We start from the raw sequence: 22,331 nt of genomic DNA, 5'->3' as shown, positions 1-22,331 counted from the left end.
TTTAAACATTTTGAAACAAAAATCAGGATAGGCATGAAAAAAAATGCACTCATAGTACTATCTGGCCTTATCCTTGGGGGCATATTCGGTTTACTTGATGTCAGCAGCATGATCGCTGATCAGAACGTAAACCCTGTGATTGGCTACGGCTCTGCTGGCGCTGTATTAACCATTCTTGCAACAGCCGGAATGATACAGTTGCCATGGGTCATTGCTGGTGCTGTTCTCAACGGACTGATCATCAGTTTTTTAGCTTCTTTTGCCACAAGCGGCATTCTCACCGGCGAATATTCGGGGCAAACGGTCAATGCAACCCCCATGCTGATGATCATCCTATTGCCACTGCCGTTTTTAGTGGCTTACGTACAGACCCGTCGTTTTGATTATGCCATCATCTATCAGTCCGCATGGAATATCTGCTGGCGCGTCTTCGCAGCGCTTGCCTGCCTTTTTTGGGTCGCTATTTATTCTACGGCTTCGGGCATCGGTACCGATATTGTCGATCCTGAATTGATGCGCTTCATTTCCTGGCTCATTGCTGGCGCGATAGCAGGTGTCGTTGCCATATTAACAGATCGTCTTGAACCGTCTTTTACATCACCAAGATCACGTTTTATTGCTCATCTGATAGGGCCACAGCTATTGTTGCCGCTCATGGCGCTAATGATGCTCATCGTGTTTTTTGGCACGGAGTCGAATTCCGACTCCCAGCTTTCAATCAGCCTCACCGTGTGGGCAATGTTAAGCTGCTCTATTATTGCAACCATCATTAGTGAGCGTAATGAAACTGAGCGCCTGCAAGGAGCTTACGACAAATTAGGAAAAATCGCAGCGATTGCTGTATTAGTGTTCGGTTTCCTGTCCGCACAGCTGTTTTATGAAGACTTTCAAAACTTTGGCCTTGCGCCCGTTGATGTCACATTCATTTACCTGACAACCATCGGCCTCGTATACGGATTTTCCTATCTATGGGCGCTCACAGGCGGAGCAGTCTGGACACAGCGTTTACGGCGCATCAATCTTGTCATGGTGCTTCCTGTTTACGGTATCTTTGCTCTAGCATTGACTGACGCGCTATCGCCATTGCGTATTGCTGCTCAACAACAAGTAGCGATGGCTCTTTCCAGCGATAAGCGTTTTACTGAAAACAATGTACGCCAGCTTATAAAATGGGGGGAGCCCGGTAAAAATGCATTAAAACAATTAAGAGAGGCAGCCGTTGATAAGCGTGACCTTGCAATCACCTTGGGCACACTGCTCCCCAAAAAACCTACAGCCCTCTCCGTGCCTGCTCAAGTTATCACGCCAGAACAAGGACTAAAATTACGTGATGAGTTAATCAATCAAACCGTTTTTGTGCCTAACACTGAGCAAACCCGCCTGGTTACCCGCGACGCGTTTTCACTGATGCCTGATTATTTATTCCAAGAGTATGCTCATGCCTGCAAAAGCACCGACACACATAAAGGCTGCACGATTTATCTTGCTAATTTCTTGCCGCAAGTACAAGGCGTCACGATATTGATCGATACTCACAAAGCCGATCCGTTTCGTTTTCAGGCCTTACAAGTCAATGAGAAAAATTCGGCTTCCCTGCAAGTCTTTGTTAATGGTGACATTACCGATCAAGACAAAGGCAGCACCATGGTTCCTGTTGCGGGATGCAATGTTAATGCCATGCAATTTGGCAAGTCACTGGTTTTGGTATTGGATGGATTGGATAAGAAAAAGGCATGTCAACTATGAGCAAACCATTAACTTCTCTTTTTCGATCAGGATTTATCCTAGTCGCTGCTTTGAGCCTGTCCCAACCATTATCAGCGATCGCTAGTGAAGCAAACGGCGATCTGAAAGGAGCAAAACTACGCGAGCTACTGGATCAATCTGGCATTCAATGTCATGATGAAAAAACTTTCGACTGCGCCACAGGCCCCTACAAGGTCAATATTCATAGTGACTGTTCTGTTGCACCTTACTATGGGGCAGTTTACGGTCAACCTACCAAACTCTACACAAAAGCAGACAGTGTTGAGAATGATCCGAATACTCTCACCAGTCTCGCTGAAGATCAGCTCATTTGCATCAAGGCTACCGCCAAATACGGTATTTCTGATGTGGCATATTTCATTATGGCGATGCCAGATGATCGATTCGAAAACTGCAACACAGCAGATATTTTATGTCGCGTCTCTGCCCCCTTGCCTGAGCCGTATAGCACGGCTATGAAACACTGTAAGCGCTTAGAAAATGGGGAAATTACATCCTGCCCGCAAGGTTGGGTAAAAGCGGACGCTATCGAGCCTTACCCGAATGGACTGCAATAGATAAGAGCAAAAGAAAATGTTGCTATATACCGATCAGGTTGGGGGCAATGCTTAGCCCAATGAAAAACAGCCCTCCTTGCATAAAAAAAGTTGATTGCCTCTATTTCTCGACCAGGCAAAGCGTATATGAACGCAGTTTGAAACCATCATCAATACGAAAACGATCCTGCAAAACGATTTTTAGCTGTGCTTCATTTAAAAACTCAGCGCGCAGTTCGGGTTGTGCGCATGTTGCCTTCAATGAATACTCTCCGTCACCGATTAATGTTGGCTCGGAAAATTCACATCGACTTTCAGCTATGCTGATATGTTGATTACTCAGCAAAGCCGTATTGATATTGTCAACCGCTTCACACTGTGTGCCCTCAACTGTATAGCGCCCTTCTTTCAAGGGCAAACGATCATCAGCAAGACTTGGAAAAGAAAAAAGGCAGAAAATTAGCAAACTGCGTATCGTAAAACTCATCATCAGATATTAGTCCCATTTATGCGGGGGCTGCGGTGGCGGTGAAAAATTTTCTGGTCCTAATATCCTATATCGCTCAGCCAGCATGGCAAGCTCTTTACATTCAGAAATCAACAGGGGCAGTAGTGTGCCGCCTCCAGTTTCTGTATCTACTTGGCAGCGAGATTGCAGTTGCTCCTTCCACACCATATAGTCACCAGCAGTCTTAGCGTTGGTCGTTTCAATCGTATCATCTAGCAACAATTCTGCCCAAATAGCACGCTGAAAAGCACATAAATTCAGCGTGCTTTGGTTTAACTCACAATCTTTGAGCGCAAGCTCTAAATCACCAACACCAATACCGTTTCGGTTTACCATCTCGATCAACACACGCTGTTCCATATTTTCCGAAGGATGTTCGGCCAATACGTTTGATGACAACAAAGTCAGTGCGGTGATACAGCTTATTATCATACGCATGATACGCCCCTCAAATGCCCTATATTTATACACACATGCTGATCGAAACGAAGCGCCATTTGCAACGGCAGGCAATGCATGATCAACGCAAGTAAAAGCTAGACTTACACCCTAGTAAACTTGTTTGACAATTCCAAAAATAATTTAACCCGGAATCGAACCTACAGGCCAATCGCCAAAGCTGGCACTGATTTCTCCAGCCTCAGATGAGCCCATCAAACTTAGAGCAAAAGCTTTTTTACCATTCGTAAACCAACTAGCTTCTGGAATATTTTTGTCGGTAAATTGTGAATAGCAAACAGCTGCTACTTTTCCAGCAACGACGATTCAGCCGTCACACCACCATACCATCCTCTGTCCGCAGCGCCTTACGCCACTGCTCAAGCTTTGGACGCACAGCGTTCTTGCCACTAATTGCTTTCATAGATTATCTGCACCCAGCTTGCGAAAGCGCGTCGCGCTGCAGGTCTAGGTTCTGATCGTCAGTTGATACGCGAGCGTACCCTACACGTTGACTCATGGACATATGCAGGACATTGAAAACTTGACGAATATATTAACACTTGTAAACCATTCTCACGGCGTGTGCATGCGATGCTTTCCCCCGTCCAGACAACCACCGTTTGCTGAACACGCATTAACTGTTACTTATAACAAACTATTTTCTTTTTGGTGCCTCTTCCTTCTCCATAAATCCCTACCCTGGTCAAAAGCGACCAACTAGGGGTTTTATAAGTTTTAATAGTTTTAGCTGTGAGCAACCCGAAAAATACATTTAAAATCAATGCATTGCAAGTTCCCTCGTTCCCCAATGTACGGGTTTTAGCCCCTAATGTACGGAAAACAGCCCCCAATGTATGCGCTTTGGTCCCTAATGTACGGACCATTCACACAACTAAAACACTAGAGTTAGTTCGCATAACCAGGCTTAACTCTCTCTAAACCACCTCAATAACGCGGGCCCTTTAAGGCCTTGCTCATCAAGTCCATCATCTTCTTTTGAAGTAATCGAAAATCATTCATCAAAACTTCAACCGAATGTGCCGGAGCACCATGACCACGCTTTTCCAGCAACCAGAGTTTCAATAAGCCTGCCACCCTACCCAGATCTCCATTCACTTTCACCATGTCCGTTACAGCGTGCAGGTCTAAAACAGAACGTACTTTCTGATTCAAGGCAAGCGCTCGCAGAAAGGCAGACATCGATAAGCCTGACATCTTTGCCTTTTCTTGAATTTCTGACATTTCTTCTGACGTTACAAAAACTTTGATGTACTTCCCCCTTGGTCTTGTGCCATAGGTTCCACTTCTTTTTTCTTCCATATTTTCCTCTCTGGTGCGGTAGCACCCGTATGCCTCGCAGAGCAAGTGTGTCGTCGAGCTACAGCGAGTCGATCAGGTGTTGGAGGACGACAAGCGCAGCTTGTGGGCCCACAACACACATCTTGCCATCAGATTTAGTGCGATTATGTGCAACATCCCAGTATCTAAAGCCTGTTTTTCACCAAATTGCATAAAATCGCATTAAGTCGCGTTTAATCGCACATAATCGCGTAGCGTCGCATTAATCAATCCATTCGATCGCATAAAATCGCATAAAATCGCATACATTCGCATAAAATCGTCTTTACACTTAAGTTCCCAATATCTTCGAATGAATGGGCACCAAAAAGAAGGCTTTTTCAACGCCAGCGACGTATTTGCCAAATGGACGAGTCGTGACGGACTCAATAGCCGTGTCTTGCATGTAGAACACGTACGACTTTTTTGGCTCAAAATATGACTGATCTACCTTCACTTAACAATAAACCTAACTCCGCTTTGATCAAGCGAGCTTTGTTAAACGCGCAAGCCACACAAATACCCCAGAAATAAGCCATACTCGATGTATTTATTGTGAGTCCTTTTTTTCTTTTGGTGTCCTGACGGCCGTAGGCCGACTGGCAAGGCTTGACTGCACTTAAGTGCGGGCAATGCCGCGCAGATAACTGAATATCCTGAATATCCTGCTAACTCCGGGCGGGTGTGCCACGTTTCGGGCGGCTGTGCCACGCTACCGGGCGGGTGTGCCACGCCATCGGGCGCCTGTGCCACGCTTCGGGCGTTGTAGACGTCATTTTTTTGATGCGTTCACCGTCGAGCACAATCCCAATTTCCCGTAAGTTTTGATTTTCTTCCTTGAGCCTTCTTCTTGCATCGCGCATAGCTTGACTTGATACTTGTCCCGCAACCGCCACAATAACAGTGTCAAAATACCAACCGCCTGTTGGCTCTACTTTATGACTCAAGATATGCCGTGCTACCGCTTGGCTGATACCATACTTCAGACGAGCGATGGGGGCTGGATCGTAATACAGGCATAGGTCATGCTCAAGCAACATTACCAGCGCTACACCAAGACGCACTCGCCATAGATTTCGCATCCCTCCACTCAGAGGATCTGGACGCGTCATAAGCGAAGGGATAACATGATCAATCAATCCACCAATAATCGGAAAATCAAATTGTGGGGTATCAATTGTGATCGTCGCTGCTCGCAGTTCAGCCAACAACTTTTCGATCTGCGTAAAGCTGTAGCGGCTATCAGACAGCGTCTTTCTCAACCGAGCAGGGTCCACAAGAAGTTCTACGCCGCCATCTGAAACATCTCGACGACGTTCTGCACAATACAGAATAGCCTCCACTATGTCGGCATGCCTCTGACCAAGCCTGCCCTTCACGCGGCAACGCCCAAATGATGTATCCATCCAATCACCTTCTAGTAATCGCGGGCGCTGACTGGACTGATAGAGCATTACTCGTGCCTGTACGCTAGTACTAGTAGGCGTGACAGCGTTACCACGACTCATCATCTGCCCCATTAACGCTCGTCAGGGCATTTTCCTTTCTCGTACTCACCAACTTCACTGGTACAAGGACACCACCGTCATAACGCTTGTACCAGCGATCGATCGGAATGGCATCATAGTTCTGCTTACTAACACCAAAACGGACAAAAAAACCTCTTCGATCGCCACCTATAGGCTGTCGGCTAAATTCCTGATCACTAAGACTTTTAGCCTCTTTTTCTGTCATTTTGGCAATGAAGCCGCACCAGCGAGCATTGTCGATTAAAGCAGATGCGCCTCGTGCCGCCTGCTGTTGATCCGTTCCTCCCTCACGAGCGCTACCTTTGCTGACGTGATGCAGATACAAAACCGAGGCCCCAGTACACGCTGCAATATGCTCCAACATAGCGATAAGTTTGGCCATGTCACTGTTGCTATTCTCATCTCGATCATGAATCCGACTTAGTGTATCCAACACGATCAGACGAGCACCGGAACAAAAGCTGATTAGATCTGCTCGTTGAACATCATCCAACACGTTCATTAGAGTCCCCATAACGGGCTTGAGAATCAAATTCTCTACGATAGCTCCACGAGCCTGTTTATTTAGATGTTGGCCGATAGCATGAATACGACGTACCAATGCAAGTTCTGGATCCTCTCCTGCGTAATAAACAACGCGGCCAGCACGAGTAGGAGAAAGCCCCACTAGATCACCTCCAGCAACGCTACATGCGATAGCCATTGCCGCTTCTAACGCCCAGAAACTTTTACCCGTAGCCCCAGGAGCCACTAATGCTCCTACTGTCCCTGCTAAGAAACCGGGCCAAATAAAATCTAATGTTGGAGGCTCGCTCTCGAATGCTGCATGCAAGTCAATTGCCACAATTCAGCCCCCCATTCCAGGTCTAGGGGCAGAGCCGGAATGCTTACATGCATCAATCCATGCCTCGACCTCAGCTAAATCCCAGACAACTTTACGACTGCTGAGTGCAATACGGCGCGGGAACTTCCCTTGCTTTTCAAAGTTATAAATCGTGCGCTCACTCAAGGGAATGATTGAGAGTAACTGTTTCTTGGTAATAAGAACTTTTTTCACTTTACTAAATTCATTTGCCACACCGAATACCTCATTTTGTTTATTTGATGTTTTATTATTGCCCTACAATTCATGGTGTTTCCAGCATTTAAAAGAAAATAAAACAAACAAAATCAACGACTTACTGTCCGTAAATTCACTATTTACGGACAGTTTAGTTATTACAAACCACAGATTTACTTGGATTTAGGAAAGAGATCCCAAACCTATTGTTTTTGTCCGTCAAACACACCTTTTCCGGACATAAAAAAAGCCCACTAAAGTGGGCTTTTCACTACAAAAACAGGTTGCAATACTCAAAATCAGTGCGCTGTGAGTACTTTTCCAGCCGTCCACCCATCAATCATATTCGCCCAATCCTGCAACATCTCAGTCCGCTGTTCCCTATACTCCGCCTTGTTATAAACCGCTCTCACACCTCGCTGTTCGTGTGCTAAGCACTTTTCAATCCAGTCTGTGTTATACCCAGCCTCGTGTAGCAAAGTGCTTGCTGTGCGTCTTAAATCATGTGGCCCAAACTTCGCTAGCGGCTGCCCTTCTTTTTGTGCCAGCCGGTAGGTTAAGGTCAGCACCTGATTCAGAGTTGCGCTGCTCATGGGTTTATCAGTGTCATAGCGGGATGGCAGAACGTATTCCGATCCGCCCGCAAAGGTTTTTAACGCAATGAAGATATCCAAGGCCTGTCGGGATAAGAACACCAAATGGGGATTACGGCGTTTCATACGTTCTTTGGGAATGGTCCATAGCGCCTCGGTGAAATTAATCTCGCTCCATGTGGCATTGGTTAGCTCACTCTTGCGTACCATGGTCAACAATAAGAGCTTAGCGGCAGCTCGTATAGAGGGAGATGTACCGATTCTTTCTATGTATTGATACATCAGGTCAATTTCTTCTGGTGTTAAGGCCCTATCACGCGGCTCAAATCGGGCAATACTGGCTGGACGTACTAGCTCTGCCGGATTCTCTACTTGCTGGCCGCGTTCAATAGCCCAACGGAAGATTTGTAGCACCAACTCACGCGCATGTACGGCGGTTGCCGGTGCGCCGCGCTCTACGATGTGGTCCGTCAAGGCGCGTAGATCCTCGTGGCCAATTTCTTGTAGCTTCATTTTTCCAAATCTAGGCAGCAGCTCGCGCTCATAGACTGAACGGCGCATATCACGTGTGGAGTCGGCCATCTGATAGCCACGCAACCACTTTTGTGCCCACGCATCGAAAGTATCGGCATCTTTGACCCGCGCCTTGGCACGGGCTTTTTCTTTGGCTGGGGATTTTCCTGCGGCGATCATCTTTTTGGCTTCGCCTAGTTGCTCGCGCGCCTCGGCCAGCGTGATGCCTCCCAAGCCGTAACGGCCAAAGGTAATGGTCTCTTGCCTGCCATGGATACTGTAGTTGTAGCGAAACGAAATGGTACCTGCAGGGGTGACAGCAGCATACAGCCCATCCCTATCGTTGACTTTGTAGAGTTTCTCTTGTGGTTTTAGATTTCTTAGCTTGGTATCGGTTAGCATTAGAGGTGGCTCCATATCCATTCTGATACCATGACTCAAAACCACGTCAAAAATCAGAAAAAGATGATTAAAAACAATACACTATAATTTTTCAATACCATGACCCAGAAAATAAACCTTGCATGGTATTTGCTTTAATCATGGCATTACCGATCCATAATACCAAGTTTCATACCACAAATAAATCGTGCTTGAGGCTGCCAAACAGTGCCAGACCCTACCACCCATAAAAACAAAAAAGCCCGCAATTACGCGGGCTTATCGGCTTTTTATGCCATGTACTTCCGGACTATTCCAGACGCGGGATTATTCCCACTCAATCGTCGCTGGTGGTTTGCTGCTTACATCGTAAGTCACACGGTTGATACCGCGCACTTCGTTGATGATGCGGCCAGACACGCGTTTCAGCAGTGAGTATGGCAATTCTGCCCAGTCGGCTGTCATGAAGTCGGTGGTTTCTACGGCACGCAGTGCAACTACGTATTCGTAGGTACGGGCATCGCCCATCACACCCACGCTTTTCACTGGCAAGAATACAGTGAAAGCTTGGGAAGTCAGGTCGTACCAGTTTTTACCGGTGGCTTCGTCTACGGTGTTACGCAGCTCTTCGATGAAGATTGCATCGGCTTGGCGCAGCAAATCAGCGTATTCACGTTTGATTTCGCCCAAGATACGCACGCCTAAGCCTGGGCCTGGGAATGGGTGGCGGTACACCATTTGCGGTGGCAAGCCCAATGCTACGCCCAGTTTGCGCACTTCGTCTTTGAACAGTTCGCGCAGTGGCTCTAGCAACTTCAGGTTCAGTGTTTCTGGCAGGCCGCCTACGTTGTGGTGCGATTTAATACCAGTTGCTTTGCCGGATTTAGCTGCAGCGGATTCGATCACGTCTGGGTAGATGGTGCCTTGTGCCAACCAGCGGGCGTTGCTGAGTTTCGCGGCTTCTTCTTGGAAGATTTCTACGAACTCGCGGCCGATGATTTTACGTTTAGCTTCTGGATCGGTAACACCAGCCAGTTTGCCTAAGAATCGATCGGAGGCATCAATATGGATGATTTTCAGACCCATATTGTCAGCGAAGGTGCTCATTACCTGTGTAGCTTCGTTCAAGCGCAGTAGGCCGTGGTCTACAAATACACAAGTCAGTTTTTCACCAATAGCACGGTGAATCAATGCAGCCGCTACAGAGGAGTCCACACCGCCGGACAAGGCCAAGATAACTTCTTCGTCACCCACTTGTTCGCGAATGTTCGCAATGGCTTCTTCTACGTAGTCAGGCATGTTCCAGTCACCTACGCAACCGCAGATGTCGCGCACAAAGCGTTGGAACAAGGCGCCGCCTTGTACGGTATGGGTAACTTCTGGGTGGAACTGTACAGCGTAGAAATTACGCGCTTCGTCAGCCATACCAGCGATTGCGCAGGTAGGTGTGGAAGCCATCAGTTTGAAGCCTGGAGGCAATGCGGTCACTTTGTCGCCGTGGCTCATCCATACTTTCAGCATGCCATGCCCTTCTGGGGTGGCGAAGTCTTGGATGCCATCTAGCAATTTGGTGTGGCCGTGTGCACGTACTTCGGCGTAACCGAATTCACGTTTGTCTGCACCTTCGGTAGTACCACCCAATTGGCGCGCCATGGCTTGCATACCGTAGCAAATACCCAGTACAGGTATGTTCATCTCGAATACGGCGGCAGGCACTTGCAAGGCGTCGTCGGCGTACACAGAAGCGTGACTGCCTGACAGAATAATCCCTTTCAGGCCTTCTTGCGAACGGATGAATTCGTCGCTCACATCGCCAGGGTGGATTTCGCAGTAAGCGCCCACTTCGCGCACGCGGCGTGCGATCAATTGGGTAACTTGTGAACCGTAATCAAGAATAAGTATGCGTTGATGCATGATGACTGATAGATAAATGGTGCTTGCTGTTAAGGGGTAACTCTACAGCCAGCGATAGAACGAATACGGCCACGTTGCTGTGCAACGCGGCCGTCTGAATTATAAACCGCAGCAGAATAGTAAATTAGTCTGCACGGTAATTCGGTGCTTCTTTGGTAATCTGCACATCGTGTACGTGAGACTCACGTACACCTGCTGCCGTGATTTCCACGAACTCTGCTTTCTCATGCAGTTCGTCAATGGAAGAACAACCGCAGTAACCCAACGAGGCACGTACACCACCAACCAACTGATGGATAATGGCGATCACGCTACCTTTATAAGGCACACGACCTTCAATACCTTCAGGCACCAGCTTGTCGGAGTTGCTGGAGGCGTCTTGGAAGTAACGGTCAGCTGAGCCTTCCACCATCGCACCCAAGCTACCCATACCGCGGTAAGACTTGTAGGAACGACCTTGGAACAATACGACTTCGCCCGGCGCTTCTTCTGTACCAGCAAACATACCGCCCATCATGCAAGTGGATGCGCCTGCTGCCAAGGCTTTAGATACGTCACCCGAGAAACGGATACCACCGTCAGCAATCAGAGGTACGCCTGTACCTTCCAATGCTTTAGCCACATCAGCAATTGCGCTGATTTGCGGTACACCCACACCAGCCACGATACGTGTAGTGCAGATAGAACCTGGGCCAATACCCACTTTCACACCGTCAGCGCCGGCTTCAACTAACGCCCTAGCCGCAGCGGCTGTAGCGATGTTGCCACCAATAACTTGGATGTGAGGGAAGTTCTTTTTCACCCAACGTACGCGATCGATTACACCTTTGGTGTGACCGTGTGCAGTATCCACAATGATGGCATCTACGCCAGCGCGGGACAGTTTTTCTACGCGTTCGTCAGTATCGCCACCCACACCTACCGCAGCACCTACGCGCAACTGACCGTGTTGGTCTTTAGCTGCCAGAGGGTGAGTGGTGTTTTTAACGATATCTTTAACAGTAGCCAAACCACGCAGCTCGAACTGGTCGTTAACGATCAGCACGCGCTCTAGGCGGTGTTTGTGCATCAATGCTTGGGCTTCATCCAGTGTAGCGCCCTCTTTCATGGTTACCAGACGCTCTTGAGGCGTCATGATTTCACGAATAGGCAGCTCGAAACGATCTTCAAAGCGCAAGTCACGGTTGGTGACTATACCCACCAACTTACCTTCTTTAACCACTGGCAAACCGGACACACCATGCTGGCGCTGCAAATTGATTGCATCACGCACCGTCATTTCTGGTGTCACGGTAACGGGGTCGATCACAATACCGAACTCGTGACGTTTCACACGGGATACTTCACGTGCTTGTACATCAGCAGTCAGGTTTTTGTGGATGATACCCATACCGCCCTCTTGTGCCATAGCGATGGCCAAGCCGGATTCGGTCACGGTGTCCATTGCGGCGGACACCAGTGGGATGTTCAGGGAAATGTCGCGGCTGAATCGTGCTGTCAACGATGCATCGCGAGGAAGAATTTCTGAATATGCAGGCACTAACAATACATCATCGAATGTTAGTGCTCGTTTGATAAGACGCATGCTTTTTACTCCGTCCAAAGCAAGATTATACGCTGTTGCCCTTAACCAATCCAGACCCTAGCGTTCTGGAAGAAACGCATCCAAGGACTAAACCCACCATTTGTTGCCTGTGCGCCACCCTGATCTTGCTCGCCCCAGCTTTCTGGCGCCCACGACAACATGACGTTGCGTGTTACACGCTCTGGGTGAGGCATCAATACAGTGAAACGACCGTCAGCAGTGGTAGCACCCGCCAAACCGTTGGGGCTGCCGTTAGGGTTGAACGGGTATTGCTCTGTAGGCTTACCGTAGTTATCTGCATAATTGGCCACGGCCAATACGCTGCTGGCATCACCTTGTGAAGCAAAGTTAGCAAAGCCTTCACCGTGTGCTACAGCGATAGGCAAACGTGCACCTTCCATACCTTTGAAGAAGATAGAAGGAGAATCAGCCACGCTCAATGTTGCCAAACGGGCTTCGTATTTCTCGGACAAGTTACGGGTAAATCTAGGCCATGCTTCCGCACCTGGAATCATAGGAGCCAAGGCAGCCATCATCTGGCAACCGTTACATACGCCCAGTGCAAAGGTGTCTTCTCTGCCAAAGAAGCCAGCGAACTGGTCATTCAACATGGCGTTGAAGCGGATAGTACGTGCCCAACCCTCACCCGCACCCAATACGTCACCATAGCTGAAACCACCAGCAGCGACTATACCTTTGAATTGCTCCAAAGTTACGCGACCGCTCAGCAGATCAGTCATGTGCACGTCGGTCACATCAAAGCCGGCTGTATCAAAGGCCCATGCCATTTCTACTTGGCTGTTACACCCTTGCTCACGCATCACAGCGATACGTGGACGTGCGCCAGTGTTAATGAATGGTGCGGCAACGTTTTCTTGTGGGTTGAACGGCACCACAGGGCTAATACCTGGGTCTTTTGCATCGTTCCACAGCGCGAATTCTGCTTCAGCACTGGCTGGGTTATCACGCAAGTTCATGATGCGACGTGTAACTTCGCTCCACTCTTTACCCAACTCGGCACGCGGTGCTTGGTATACGCAAGCGCCATCGCGGAAGATTTCCACTTGGTCACGGTTGTTCAAGCTACCCACTACGTGTGCGTAAGGTGACAGACCTGCGTCACGCAAACGTTGCAACACGTTGTCGCGGTCAGCTTGTTTCACCTGAATCACAGCACCAATTTCTTCGTTGAACAGCGCTTTCAGCGTGAGTTCTTCACGTTGAACCGCTACTTGTTCTGGACGGATTTTGTAGTCGCCCCAGTCAGCCGCATGCGGATCAATAGTCAGCATGTCTACGTTCAAGGACACACCTACGTGACCCGCAAACGCCATTTCGGCAACTGTCGCCAACAAACCGCCATCAGAACGGTCGTGGTACGCGTGTACCAAACCATCGTTGTACAAGGAACGTACCGCATGGAAGAACGCCAACATCAGTTCAGCGTTGTCCATATCAGGGGCTTCGTCGCCCACTTGGTTAAAGGCTTGCGCCAGTACAGATGTACCCATGCGCTGTTTACCCAAGCCCATATCCAACAAGATCAAGCAGCTTTCGCCGATATCGGTACGCAACTGAGGAGTCAGTGTTTTACGTACATCGCCCACTTGCGCAAAGGCTGTCACGATCAGGGAAACAGGCGATACCACGTTGATGGACTCACCGTCTTGTTCCCACGAGGTACGCATAGACAAGGAGTCTTTACCTACAGGGATAGACAAGCCCAGTTTCTGACACCAGTGGCTTACGGCCTCTACCGTGTCGAACAAAGCTGCATCTTGACCGGCTGTACCGCAAGCTGCCATCCAGTTAGCAGACAACTTAACATCTTTCATGCTGCTGACATCCGCAGCAGCCAAGTTAGACAAGGCTTCTGCTACGGCCATACGGCCAGAAGCGGCGGCATCCAACACTGCCACAGGTGTACGTTCACCCATGGACATGGCTTCACCACGTACGCCTTCAAAGTCAGCCAAGGTAACCGCACAATCCGCCACAGGGATTTGCCATGGGCCAACCAACTGGTCGCGGCTGCACAGCCCGCCCACAGTACGGTCACCAATGGTGATCAGGAAGTTTTTGTTAGCTACGGTTGGGTGACGCAATACGCGCGTTACCGCTTCTGCCAATGGAATCAATGGCAGATCTACGGGTTCCGTAGGCAGCTCTACGTGCTCTACATCACGCAACATGCGTGGTGCTTTACCCAGAATCACGCTCATTGGTACATCAACAGGGCGTTCTGCTGCAGGTTTGATGTCAGCATCAACACCTGGCAGGCCTTCGCCTACGACTACACGCAATTGACGCTCTTCAGTTGCCACACCGACAACGGCCCATGGGCAACGTTCGCGGTCAGCAATGGCAGTAAAGCGCTGCAAATCGGCTGGCGAAATCGCCAATACATAACGCTCTTGAGATTCGTTACTCCAGATCTCGGCTGGAGACAAACCAGACTCTTCCAACTGCACGTGGGTCAGATCAAAGATCGCACCACGCTCAGCATCGTTTACCAGTTCAGGGAAGGCATTAGACAAACCACCCGCACCCACGTCGTGGATAGCGATAATGGGGTTTTCAGCGCCTTGCTGCCAGCAGCGATCGATAACCTCTTGTGCACGGCGTTCCATTTCTGGGTTGCCACGTTGCACAGAGTCGAAATCCAGTTCGGCCAAGTTCACGCCAGAGCTCATACTGGATGCAGCGCCACCGCCCATACCAATACGCATACCTGGACCACCAATTTGCACCAACAAGGCGCCTACTGGCAGTGGATCTTTGTGTGTTTGGCTAGCGTCTATAGAGCCCAAACCACCGGCAATCATGATGGGTTTGTGGTAGCCCCAACGTACGCCACCTGCCGTTTGTTCAAACGTACGGAAATAACCCAACAGGTTAGGACGGCCAAATTCGTTGTTGAATGCAGCGCCCCCAATAGGGCCTTCGATCATGATGCCCAAAGGCGAGGCGATACGGCTGCAATCACCATGAGAGTCTTGCTCCCAAGGCTCTGGAAAATCAGCAAATTTCAGGTTAGAAACAGTAAAACCTGTCAAACCTGCTTTAGGCTTAGAACCACGACCGGTTGCACCTTCGTCACGGATCTCACCACCAGAACCTGTGGATGCGCCGGGGAACGGTGCAATCGCTGTAGGGTGGTTGTGTGTTTCCACTTTCATCAAGGTGTGCAGCGTGGTGTCCATACGCTGGTATGTGCCCTTGCCTTCTGAATCAGGCAACGTAGCACGGAACACTTGTGCTGGACCGCCTTCCATAATGGCGGCGTTATCCGAGTAAGCAACAACAGTTTTTTCTGGCTGCGCCGCGTGCGTGTCGCGGATCATGCCAAACAGTGTCTTGTCTTGTGGTTTGCCATCAATCACCCACTGGGCGTTGAAGATTTTGTGACGGCAATGTTCACTGTTTGCTTGCGCAAACATCATGAGCTCTACGTCGGTAGGATTGCGTTTCAAGCCTACGAAGGCTTCCAGCAAGTACTCTACTTCGTCCTCAGACAGCGCCAAACCCATAGTACGGTTGGCTTCTTCCAGTGCCGCTTGGCCATTGGCCATCACGTCTACGTATTGCATGGCTTTGCCTTGCAACTCTACGAACAACTGCTCTGGTGCAAAATTGACGTCTACAACGGTTTCCGTCATTTTGTCGTGCAGCATGGCCGAAATTTGGGCCAACTGCGCTTCATTGATGTTCTTGCTACCCAACAAACCGCGCTCTGGTGTGATCACATAACGCACACCACGCTCTATACGTCGTACCCCTTGGATACCACAGTTACGGGCGATGTCAGTGGCTTTACTTGCCCACGGAGAAATCGTGCCAATACGCGGGATGACTCGCAATACCAAGGCGTTTTTGGCTTGATCCTGTGCATCAAAACATGGACGAGAATCATCCAGCAACGCTTCCAACTGGCTCAGGTTTTGCTCATTTTGCGCACTGTCATCTGCCCAGACGTAGTGCTCATAAAAACCCTGTACATCAGCAACAGGGAGATCCAATGCCTTCAAGCGTTGCAGCAAGCGCTCGCGGCGGAAATCGGAAAGGAAAGAGGAGCCGGGATAATGCAAGAAAGAGTTCACGGTTCTGTGGGAGAAGTAAAAAGAAGACAAGAAATGTGACTATTTTAACCACAAGCGCGGGAAGAATCCCGCGCTTGTGGTTTTACGGTTAATGTCCTAGCTCGTCATCTGGCGGGGCTGGTTCGGTGGGATAGTGCACTTCCAAAATATCCAATTCTTCCTTGCCGCCCGGTGTACGCAAAGTAATGGTGTCGCCCTCGCGCGCTTTGAGCAAGGCACGAGCCACGGGAGATATCCAACTAATTTTGCCGTTTAGCGGTTCGGCTTCATCTATACCCACAATGGTAATGGTGGTTTCTTCACCACTAAGGTTGGCGTACACCACGGTTGCCCCAAAGAATATTTGATCTTTATTGGGCTGCAACGCGGGATCCACCACTTCGGCAATTTGGATGCGCTTAGTCAAAAAACGGATGCGGCGGTCTATTTCGCGCAAACGTTTTTTACCGTATAAGTAGTCGCCGTTTTCAGAACGGTCGCCATTAGACGCAGCCCACGACACCACCTGCACCACTTCAGGGCGCTCTACGTTCATCAAGTGATTAAATTCGCGGCGCAAGGCGCGGTAGCCCTCTACCGTAATGTAGTTCTTGGTACCCGCCGGTATGCTAACAGCGGGGGCTTCCAAGTCATCATCAAGGTCTTCGGTGTCTTCTTTAACAAAAGCTTTATTCATTTTCTGTACTCCACTTCAACTGGTTAGCCCAGCCACTCATCCCACACGGTAGGCAAATCGGTGGGCGAAGGCGGCAACTTGCCTAAGTCCAAACGCCCTTCACCTGGTGCATGAAAATCTGAACCGCAGGAAATCTCAAACCCATAATGGCGTGCTACCTGCGCATATTCCGCATATTGGTCGGCTCGGTGGCTGCCTGTGACCACCTCAATCCCTACCCCACCCAATGCTTTGAACTCATCAAACAATGCCCCAAATTGCACCGGCGTAAATTCGTAGCGTCCGGGGTGCGCAATAATCGCCTTGCCACCTGCTTCACGTATCCAATTGACGGACTGCGCAAGCGTCGCCCATTGCATAGGTACATAGGCCGCCTTATGGTCACCCAAGTAGCGTTTAAACACCTCGCCCACGTTGGCGCAATGCCCTTCTTCCACCAGAAAACGAGCAAAGTGAGTACGACTAATGAGCGACGGATTAGACACATAACGCAAGGCACCTTCATAAGCATTAGGAATACCTAAGCCACCTAGCTTTTGCCCTATTTCTTGCGCACGCTGCTCCCGCCCTGACCGTATATACGCCAGCTCGTCATTAAGCTGCGTTTGGTGATCATCTACATTTAATCCCACGATGTGTACGGTACGCCCCGCCCACGTCACGGAAATTTCCACACCGGGAATAAACTGCATACCCAAACGTGTAGCCTCGGCCCGCGCTTCTTCTAGACCGCTAAGCTCATCGTGGTCGGTCAATGCCCACAACTGCACGCCATTGGCGGCCGCGCGCTGTGCTACTTCCTTGGGTGGCAACAAACCATCAGACGCTGTGGAATGGCAATGTAAGTCCACATTAAGTGTTTGGTTTCTCATGCCTTACTACCCCATCAAAAACTGTTCTACTATCGCGATTTGATCTGCATGACGCAACGTGGGCGCATGCCCTACTCCGGCCACTTCCACACTATGCGCCGCAGGATGCCTAGCAACCATCTCTTGTACTGTGCTGGCTCCTAATAAGTCAGATTGTTGCCCACGCATGATCAATACCTGATGTGGCCAACTTTGGTACGACTGCCATAGCATCTGCTCTGCTAACTGCATGGCGGCTTCAGTTTGCGTTGTAAAAGGCAGTGCGATACGTAAATCATAATGCTTAATCCACGGCCCCTCTGCTGTACGCACAAAGGCAATACGCGTCATGTCTTCCCACTCAGCATCCGTATGTGGCCCGAAACCAGCCAAGGTTTGGCGCACGTAGGCTACGGCTTCCGCGAAGCTCGCAAACTGCACTGGAATACCGACGTAATCCCCGATGCGCTGTAAGCCCTCCCAGCTTAGGGCTGGCCCCACATCATTCAGCACCAATTTACCTAGTGGGATTTGCTGCAATACTGGCAGACTCAACGGGTGCGACAACCGCAGTTGGGCGGACACTGCCACGCTACCTGCCAACCCCATACCTATTAGCCCGCCCATAGAAGTCCCCACCCAATCCAACGTAGCGGGTTTCAGGCGAGCAATTAAGGTCAACATATCGGCCACGTACTGGGGAATAGCGTAATACGTAGGGTCTAGCAGCCAATCAGATGCACCGCGCCCCACCACATCAGGGCAGACCACGCGATAATGGCTAGATAAGGCTTGCGCTAAGGCATCGAAGTCTCTGCCGCTACGGGTTAAACCATGCACACACAACAGAATATTGTGATTATCAGGGTCGCCCCATTCCCAATACGCCATACGATGCGTACCGGCAGGTGATGCGCACATCACATAATCCAAACGAGGTTCAGAGCACATAGCAGAATGGCTGTTCATGGGCAGGCTGCGCCAAAGTAGGAAAAGAGTAATGTTCATTCTACACGCATCATTGGCTCTCTCTAAGCGTCTGATCGCAGGATGTTTGTAGTGCAGAACTTGGATGCTGCCAATAACGTGCACGCACTTGGCGTTGACACTGCACCTGTATACCTGAACCTTCCGTTACGATGCGTACTGCCCCTGCATAGTCGGTACGAATAAACACCGATTTAAATCGCTGCCAACGCCGTACTACTTCGGTATGTGGATGCCCAAACCTATTTCCCCACCCTACTTGTGCGATTGCCCAAGTCGCCTGCATGGACTGCACCCAGTTTACTGAGGATGAGGTACGGGAACCATGATGCCCCACGACTACTACATCGTGTGGCTCTAGGCCTTGTCTTAACAGTGCAGCTTCTTGAGCCACACCTATATCCCCCGTTAGTAGCAGGCTTTTGCCTTGCGCACTGCGAATGCTCAACACACAACTACGTGCATTGCTATCCTTATTCCTTAATGCCGACGCATCTGGCCACACAAAGCTAAACTGCACACCATCCACCAGCCATGAAACACCTTGTTGGCAGAGATGTTGCGCAGTTGTAGGCAACAACGGGGACACCATCCCTAGCAATGCCGCTTCACGCCCAAAATACGCTCGCGCCGAAAAGCTCGTATAAAGAGCACGCACCGGCACAGCTTGCAGCACACTCAACGCGCCACCGGTATGGTCTAAATCGTCGTGGGACAATACCAACCAATCTAGTGCAGTAATGCCTTTGGCCCGCAAGAACGGCACAATTACCCTATCGCCCACATCACTCTGATGGCTTAAACGCAGCCCCGTATCAAAGAGCAAGGCATGATGGCGCGTTTGCACCAACACCGCACCACCTTGCCCTATGTCCAAGACGTCCGCTCGCCACTCACCTTCAGCGATAGGTGTACGCCCCCATAGCAAACACGGCAGTAATCCTATCCAGCCCCAATGTCTGCCAGGCAACCCCTTAGGCAAGAAGGCATACCCCATTCCTAACGCCGCCACTCCATACGTCCACCATGGTGCCCACGCTACGGCCATACTGGCAGCCGGAAGTTCACACAGCCACTCTGTGGGTCGCATCATGAGCTCCAACAGCACATGAGCTAACCACGCCACGCCTTGTGCCACCGTAGAAAGAGCCTCTATAGGTGCAACCAACATCAACAACAAAGACAGGGGCGTAATCACCATCCCTATAAGCGGAATGGCATAGGCATTACTAAAGGGCGAGATGAGTGAAATCTCATGAAACTGCCAGCCCAATGCTGGAAAGAGCGCCAAGCTAATCACTACTTGCCAAGCCAACACCTGCAGTACATAACTACCAATGGCCGCCCACCCTTGTTTGGGTTGCATAGCATGCCCCTGCCAGTGATAGCACAACAACAGTACGGTCACGGCCCCAAACGATAGCCAAAACCCACTGGCTACAACCGTCCATGGGTCTAAGCACACCACCAAAACGGCGGCTAACGCTAAAGTTTGCGACGGTTGCCACGACACACTGGCTAAACGGGTACCTACCACCACCGCTAACATTAAAAAAGTACGTTGTGCAGGCACACCCCAGCCAGCCACCGTGCAATACAAGGCGGCCACCAACAACGCTACACACGCCGCTATTTTTTGAGCAGGCCAATACTCTGCCAAAGCCACCCGTTTATAGCGCAAGCGTCGCCAACACCACGAGATAACGGTGGCCACCAGTACCGCCATCAGCGTGACATGCGAGCCACTAATAGACACTAAATGCGTGAGCCCCGCTCGGTTAAACACCAACCAGTCTTGGCTTTGTATGCTGTTTTGATCACCCACACTCAACGCCAACAGCACACCGCCATAACGATAGGACTGTACATAGGGCAACATAGCCTTACGTAATTCATAACGCAGGCTTTGCGCCATCACTGACCACGATCGCTGCCACCACGGAAGTGTGAATAACAGCTTAGGTTCACCGCGCACGCTACCTAAGGCCCGAACCCCATGACTAAAACTGTATTGTTCGTAGTCAAAACCCTGTTCGTTCTGATAACCATGCGGTGTTTTGACTAGCATATTGCTTTGCCAAACCTGCCCGGGTGACACCGTAGGAAAATCCACCTTCACGGGCTTGCTATAAGGCCCCAACCACGTCGCGGCCGACCAATTCACCTGTATGGTACTAGGCAAAGCTTCTGGTTTGCTCTGACGAACTCGTGCGGTGAAATGCAGGCTGCTTGGCGTTTGCTGCGGTAAACCTATGACCTCAAACTCCACACGTGAGACTCTATTTTCATCTGTCGTAGGTAAAGTTTCCGCCAAGCGCTGGTCAGCAGCCGCGCTTACCCACCACAAGGTTATAGCGGCTGCCATCAACGGCACCATCACATAGGCGGATGCTGGGATGCGCCAACACACTACGCCCCCCAACACAACCAACAACCATAGGCTGTACCACAGCCAGTCTGCCGGCAACTCAGAAAATGTGTGTACCCATACGGCAGCAGCCACTATGGCTAACGCGGTAATACGTCCGAAAAATTGTCGTTGTAGCAATCGCATAGACGCTATGCAAAAGCTTTAGGCTACTGCCGAGCAGCAGCAACCAGACTCCCGCACACACCGTTATGTCTGTGCGATTATGTACGTAGGTAATAACAAAAAAATGCTGTGTTTTACTGCGCTAGTCTAGGCAAGACTTCCAGTGCATTATTGCCAGTCTGCTGGGTAATGTTCTCTAGCGGCACACCACGTAACTCTGCCAGCACTTGGGCCATACGCGCCAAGTGGGCTGGTTCATTACGCCGCGCCAATGGGGAGTCATCCTCTTCCCCCGCTTTACCTAACCATGCAGGTGGAATATCGGGCGCATCAGTTTCCAGCACAATGACCGTGAGCGGCAAATCACTGGCCAAACGGCGTATTTGCTTAGCGCGTTCAAAGGTCATAGCACCGCCAAAACCTAATTTAAAGCCCAAATCCAGCAAAATTTCAGCCTGTTGCTGGCTGCCATTAAAGGCATGCGCTATGCCGCGTAGCGTAGGGTGCTGACGCAGGTGTTTGGTGATGACATCCACCGAGCGACGCACATGCAAGATCACCGGCAGGTTATAACGCACAGCAAGTTTTAGCTGTTGCTCATAGAACGCTAATTGGCGCTCACGCATCTCAGGTGTACACAGTTCGGGCACGAAGAAATCTAGCCCTATTTCACCGATGCCCACAAAACAGGAATCCTCTAGGGCCTGCTGTACGGTTTCTTCTAATAATCTTAGGTCGCTCGGCTGCGCGCGCGGTACATATAAGGGATGTATGCCTAGGGCGTAGTACACGCCGTCGTGTTGCCGAGCCAAATCGCGTACAGTCTGGAAGTTACTTGCCTCTACCGCTGGCACGACCACTTTTTGCACCCCTGCTGTCTGTGCTCGACGCCACACCTGATCGCGGTCCGCATCAAACTCTGGTGCATCCAAATGGCAATGACTATCTATCAGCATGGCTTCCCCCGTGATACGACCTACGCAGTGCCATACGTACAGAGTATTGATAACACCCTGTAC

At 50.1% G+C, this 22,331-nt stretch carries 18 protein-coding genes; 2 read left to right on the top strand and 16 right to left on the bottom strand.

What is annotated here, in order from left to right; all coding sequences use genetic code 11:
- Positions 1-33: 33 nt before the first annotated feature.
- Together ACLO87_RS06250 and ACLO87_RS06245 are read left to right on the top strand one after the other, a co-directional pair.
- The gene (locus ACLO87_RS06250) at positions 34-1,746 is read left to right on the top strand and encodes a hypothetical protein (protein WP_430223079.1); all 1,713 of its coding nucleotides are present in this window, start codon (positions 34-36) and stop codon (positions 1,744-1,746) included.
- The gene (locus ACLO87_RS06245; protein WP_430223078.1) at positions 1,743-2,324 is read left to right on the top strand and encodes a hypothetical protein; all 582 of its coding nucleotides are present in this window, start codon (positions 1,743-1,745) and stop codon (positions 2,322-2,324) included. The genes ACLO87_RS06250 and ACLO87_RS06245 overlap by 4 nt, the downstream gene beginning before the upstream one ends.
- A gap of 100 nt (positions 2,325-2,424) precedes the next feature.
- Here the strand turns inward: ACLO87_RS06245 and ACLO87_RS06240 are convergent, their stop codons facing one another.
- From ACLO87_RS06240 to ACLO87_RS06165, 16 genes are all read right to left on the bottom strand, one after another.
- Complete coding sequence (locus ACLO87_RS06240) at positions 2,425-2,793, bottom strand: hypothetical protein (RefSeq protein WP_157664275.1); 369 nt, start codon at positions 2,791-2,793, stop codon at positions 2,425-2,427.
- Between the two features lie 6 nt (positions 2,794-2,799).
- On the bottom strand, positions 2,800-3,249 hold the full coding sequence (locus ACLO87_RS06235; RefSeq protein ID WP_430223077.1) for a hypothetical protein: 450 nt from the start codon (positions 3,247-3,249) through the stop codon (positions 2,800-2,802).
- Positions 3,250-3,676: 427 nt separating this feature from the next.
- The gene (locus tag ACLO87_RS06230; RefSeq protein WP_430223076.1) at positions 3,677-3,769 is read right to left on the bottom strand and encodes a recombinase family protein; all 93 of its coding nucleotides are present in this window, start codon (positions 3,767-3,769) and stop codon (positions 3,677-3,679) included.
- 428 nt (positions 3,770-4,197) lie between these two features.
- Positions 4,198-4,572 carry a plasmid mobilization protein gene (locus tag ACLO87_RS06225; protein ID WP_430223075.1) on the bottom strand — a complete coding sequence of 125 codons (375 nt, stop codon included), beginning with the start codon at positions 4,570-4,572 and terminating at the stop codon, positions 4,198-4,200.
- A 686-nt stretch (positions 4,573-5,258) separates the two neighbouring features.
- Complete coding sequence (locus tag ACLO87_RS06220) at positions 5,259-5,996, bottom strand: ABC transporter ATPase (RefSeq protein ID WP_336972278.1); 738 nt, start codon at positions 5,994-5,996, stop codon at positions 5,259-5,261.
- Between the two features lie 88 nt (positions 5,997-6,084).
- Positions 6,085-6,963, bottom strand: coding sequence for a helicase RepA family protein (locus tag ACLO87_RS06215; RefSeq protein WP_430223074.1), 879 nt, complete (start codon positions 6,961-6,963; stop codon positions 6,085-6,087).
- A 3-nt stretch (positions 6,964-6,966) separates the two neighbouring features.
- Positions 6,967-7,197, bottom strand: coding sequence for a helix-turn-helix transcriptional regulator (locus ACLO87_RS06210; RefSeq protein ID WP_349480456.1), 231 nt, complete (start codon positions 7,195-7,197; stop codon positions 6,967-6,969).
- A 281-nt stretch (positions 7,198-7,478) separates the two neighbouring features.
- On the bottom strand, positions 7,479-8,687 hold the full coding sequence (locus ACLO87_RS06205; protein WP_430223073.1) for a tyrosine-type recombinase/integrase: 1,209 nt from the start codon (positions 8,685-8,687) through the stop codon (positions 7,479-7,481).
- 306 nt (positions 8,688-8,993) lie between these two features.
- A complete protein-coding gene (gene guaA, locus ACLO87_RS06200; RefSeq protein ID WP_135864841.1) occupies positions 8,994-10,580 on the bottom strand; it encodes a glutamine-hydrolyzing GMP synthase in 1,587 nt (528 codons plus the stop codon).
- 124 nt (positions 10,581-10,704) lie between these two features.
- The gene (guaB, locus tag ACLO87_RS06195) at positions 10,705-12,165 is read right to left on the bottom strand and encodes an IMP dehydrogenase (RefSeq protein ID WP_135864839.1); all 1,461 of its coding nucleotides are present in this window, start codon (positions 12,163-12,165) and stop codon (positions 10,705-10,707) included.
- Positions 12,166-12,206: 41 nt separating this feature from the next.
- The gene (gene purL, locus ACLO87_RS06190; protein WP_430223072.1) at positions 12,207-16,265 is read right to left on the bottom strand and encodes a phosphoribosylformylglycinamidine synthase; all 4,059 of its coding nucleotides are present in this window, start codon (positions 16,263-16,265) and stop codon (positions 12,207-12,209) included.
- 88 nt (positions 16,266-16,353) lie between these two features.
- A complete protein-coding gene (gene greB, locus ACLO87_RS06185) occupies positions 16,354-16,941 on the bottom strand; it encodes a transcription elongation factor GreB (RefSeq protein WP_135864832.1) in 588 nt (195 codons plus the stop codon).
- A gap of 23 nt (positions 16,942-16,964) precedes the next feature.
- On the bottom strand, positions 16,965-17,813 hold the full coding sequence (locus ACLO87_RS06180) for a 3',5'-nucleoside bisphosphate phosphatase (protein ID WP_430223071.1): 849 nt from the start codon (positions 17,811-17,813) through the stop codon (positions 16,965-16,967).
- 6 nt (positions 17,814-17,819) lie between these two features.
- Positions 17,820-18,761: an alpha/beta fold hydrolase gene (locus tag ACLO87_RS06175; RefSeq protein WP_430223070.1), complete on the bottom strand. Its 942-nt coding sequence runs from the start codon at positions 18,759-18,761 to the stop codon at positions 17,820-17,822.
- Positions 18,762-18,810: 49 nt separating this feature from the next.
- Positions 18,811-21,333, bottom strand: coding sequence for a DNA internalization-related competence protein ComEC/Rec2 (locus ACLO87_RS06170; protein WP_430223069.1), 2,523 nt, complete (start codon positions 21,331-21,333; stop codon positions 18,811-18,813).
- Positions 21,334-21,446: 113 nt separating this feature from the next.
- Positions 21,447-22,268, bottom strand: a complete 822-nt coding sequence (locus ACLO87_RS06165; RefSeq protein WP_430223068.1) for a TatD family hydrolase — start codon at positions 22,266-22,268, stop codon at positions 21,447-21,449.
- Positions 22,269-22,331 lie beyond the last annotated feature (63 nt).

Origin of the sequence: Paenalcaligenes sp. Me52, from assembly GCF_050487965.1 — a bacterium.
Taxonomy (GTDB): Bacteria; Pseudomonadota; Gammaproteobacteria; order Burkholderiales; family Burkholderiaceae_B; genus Paenalcaligenes.
This window is presented reverse-complemented; position numbering and strand designations above follow the sequence as displayed.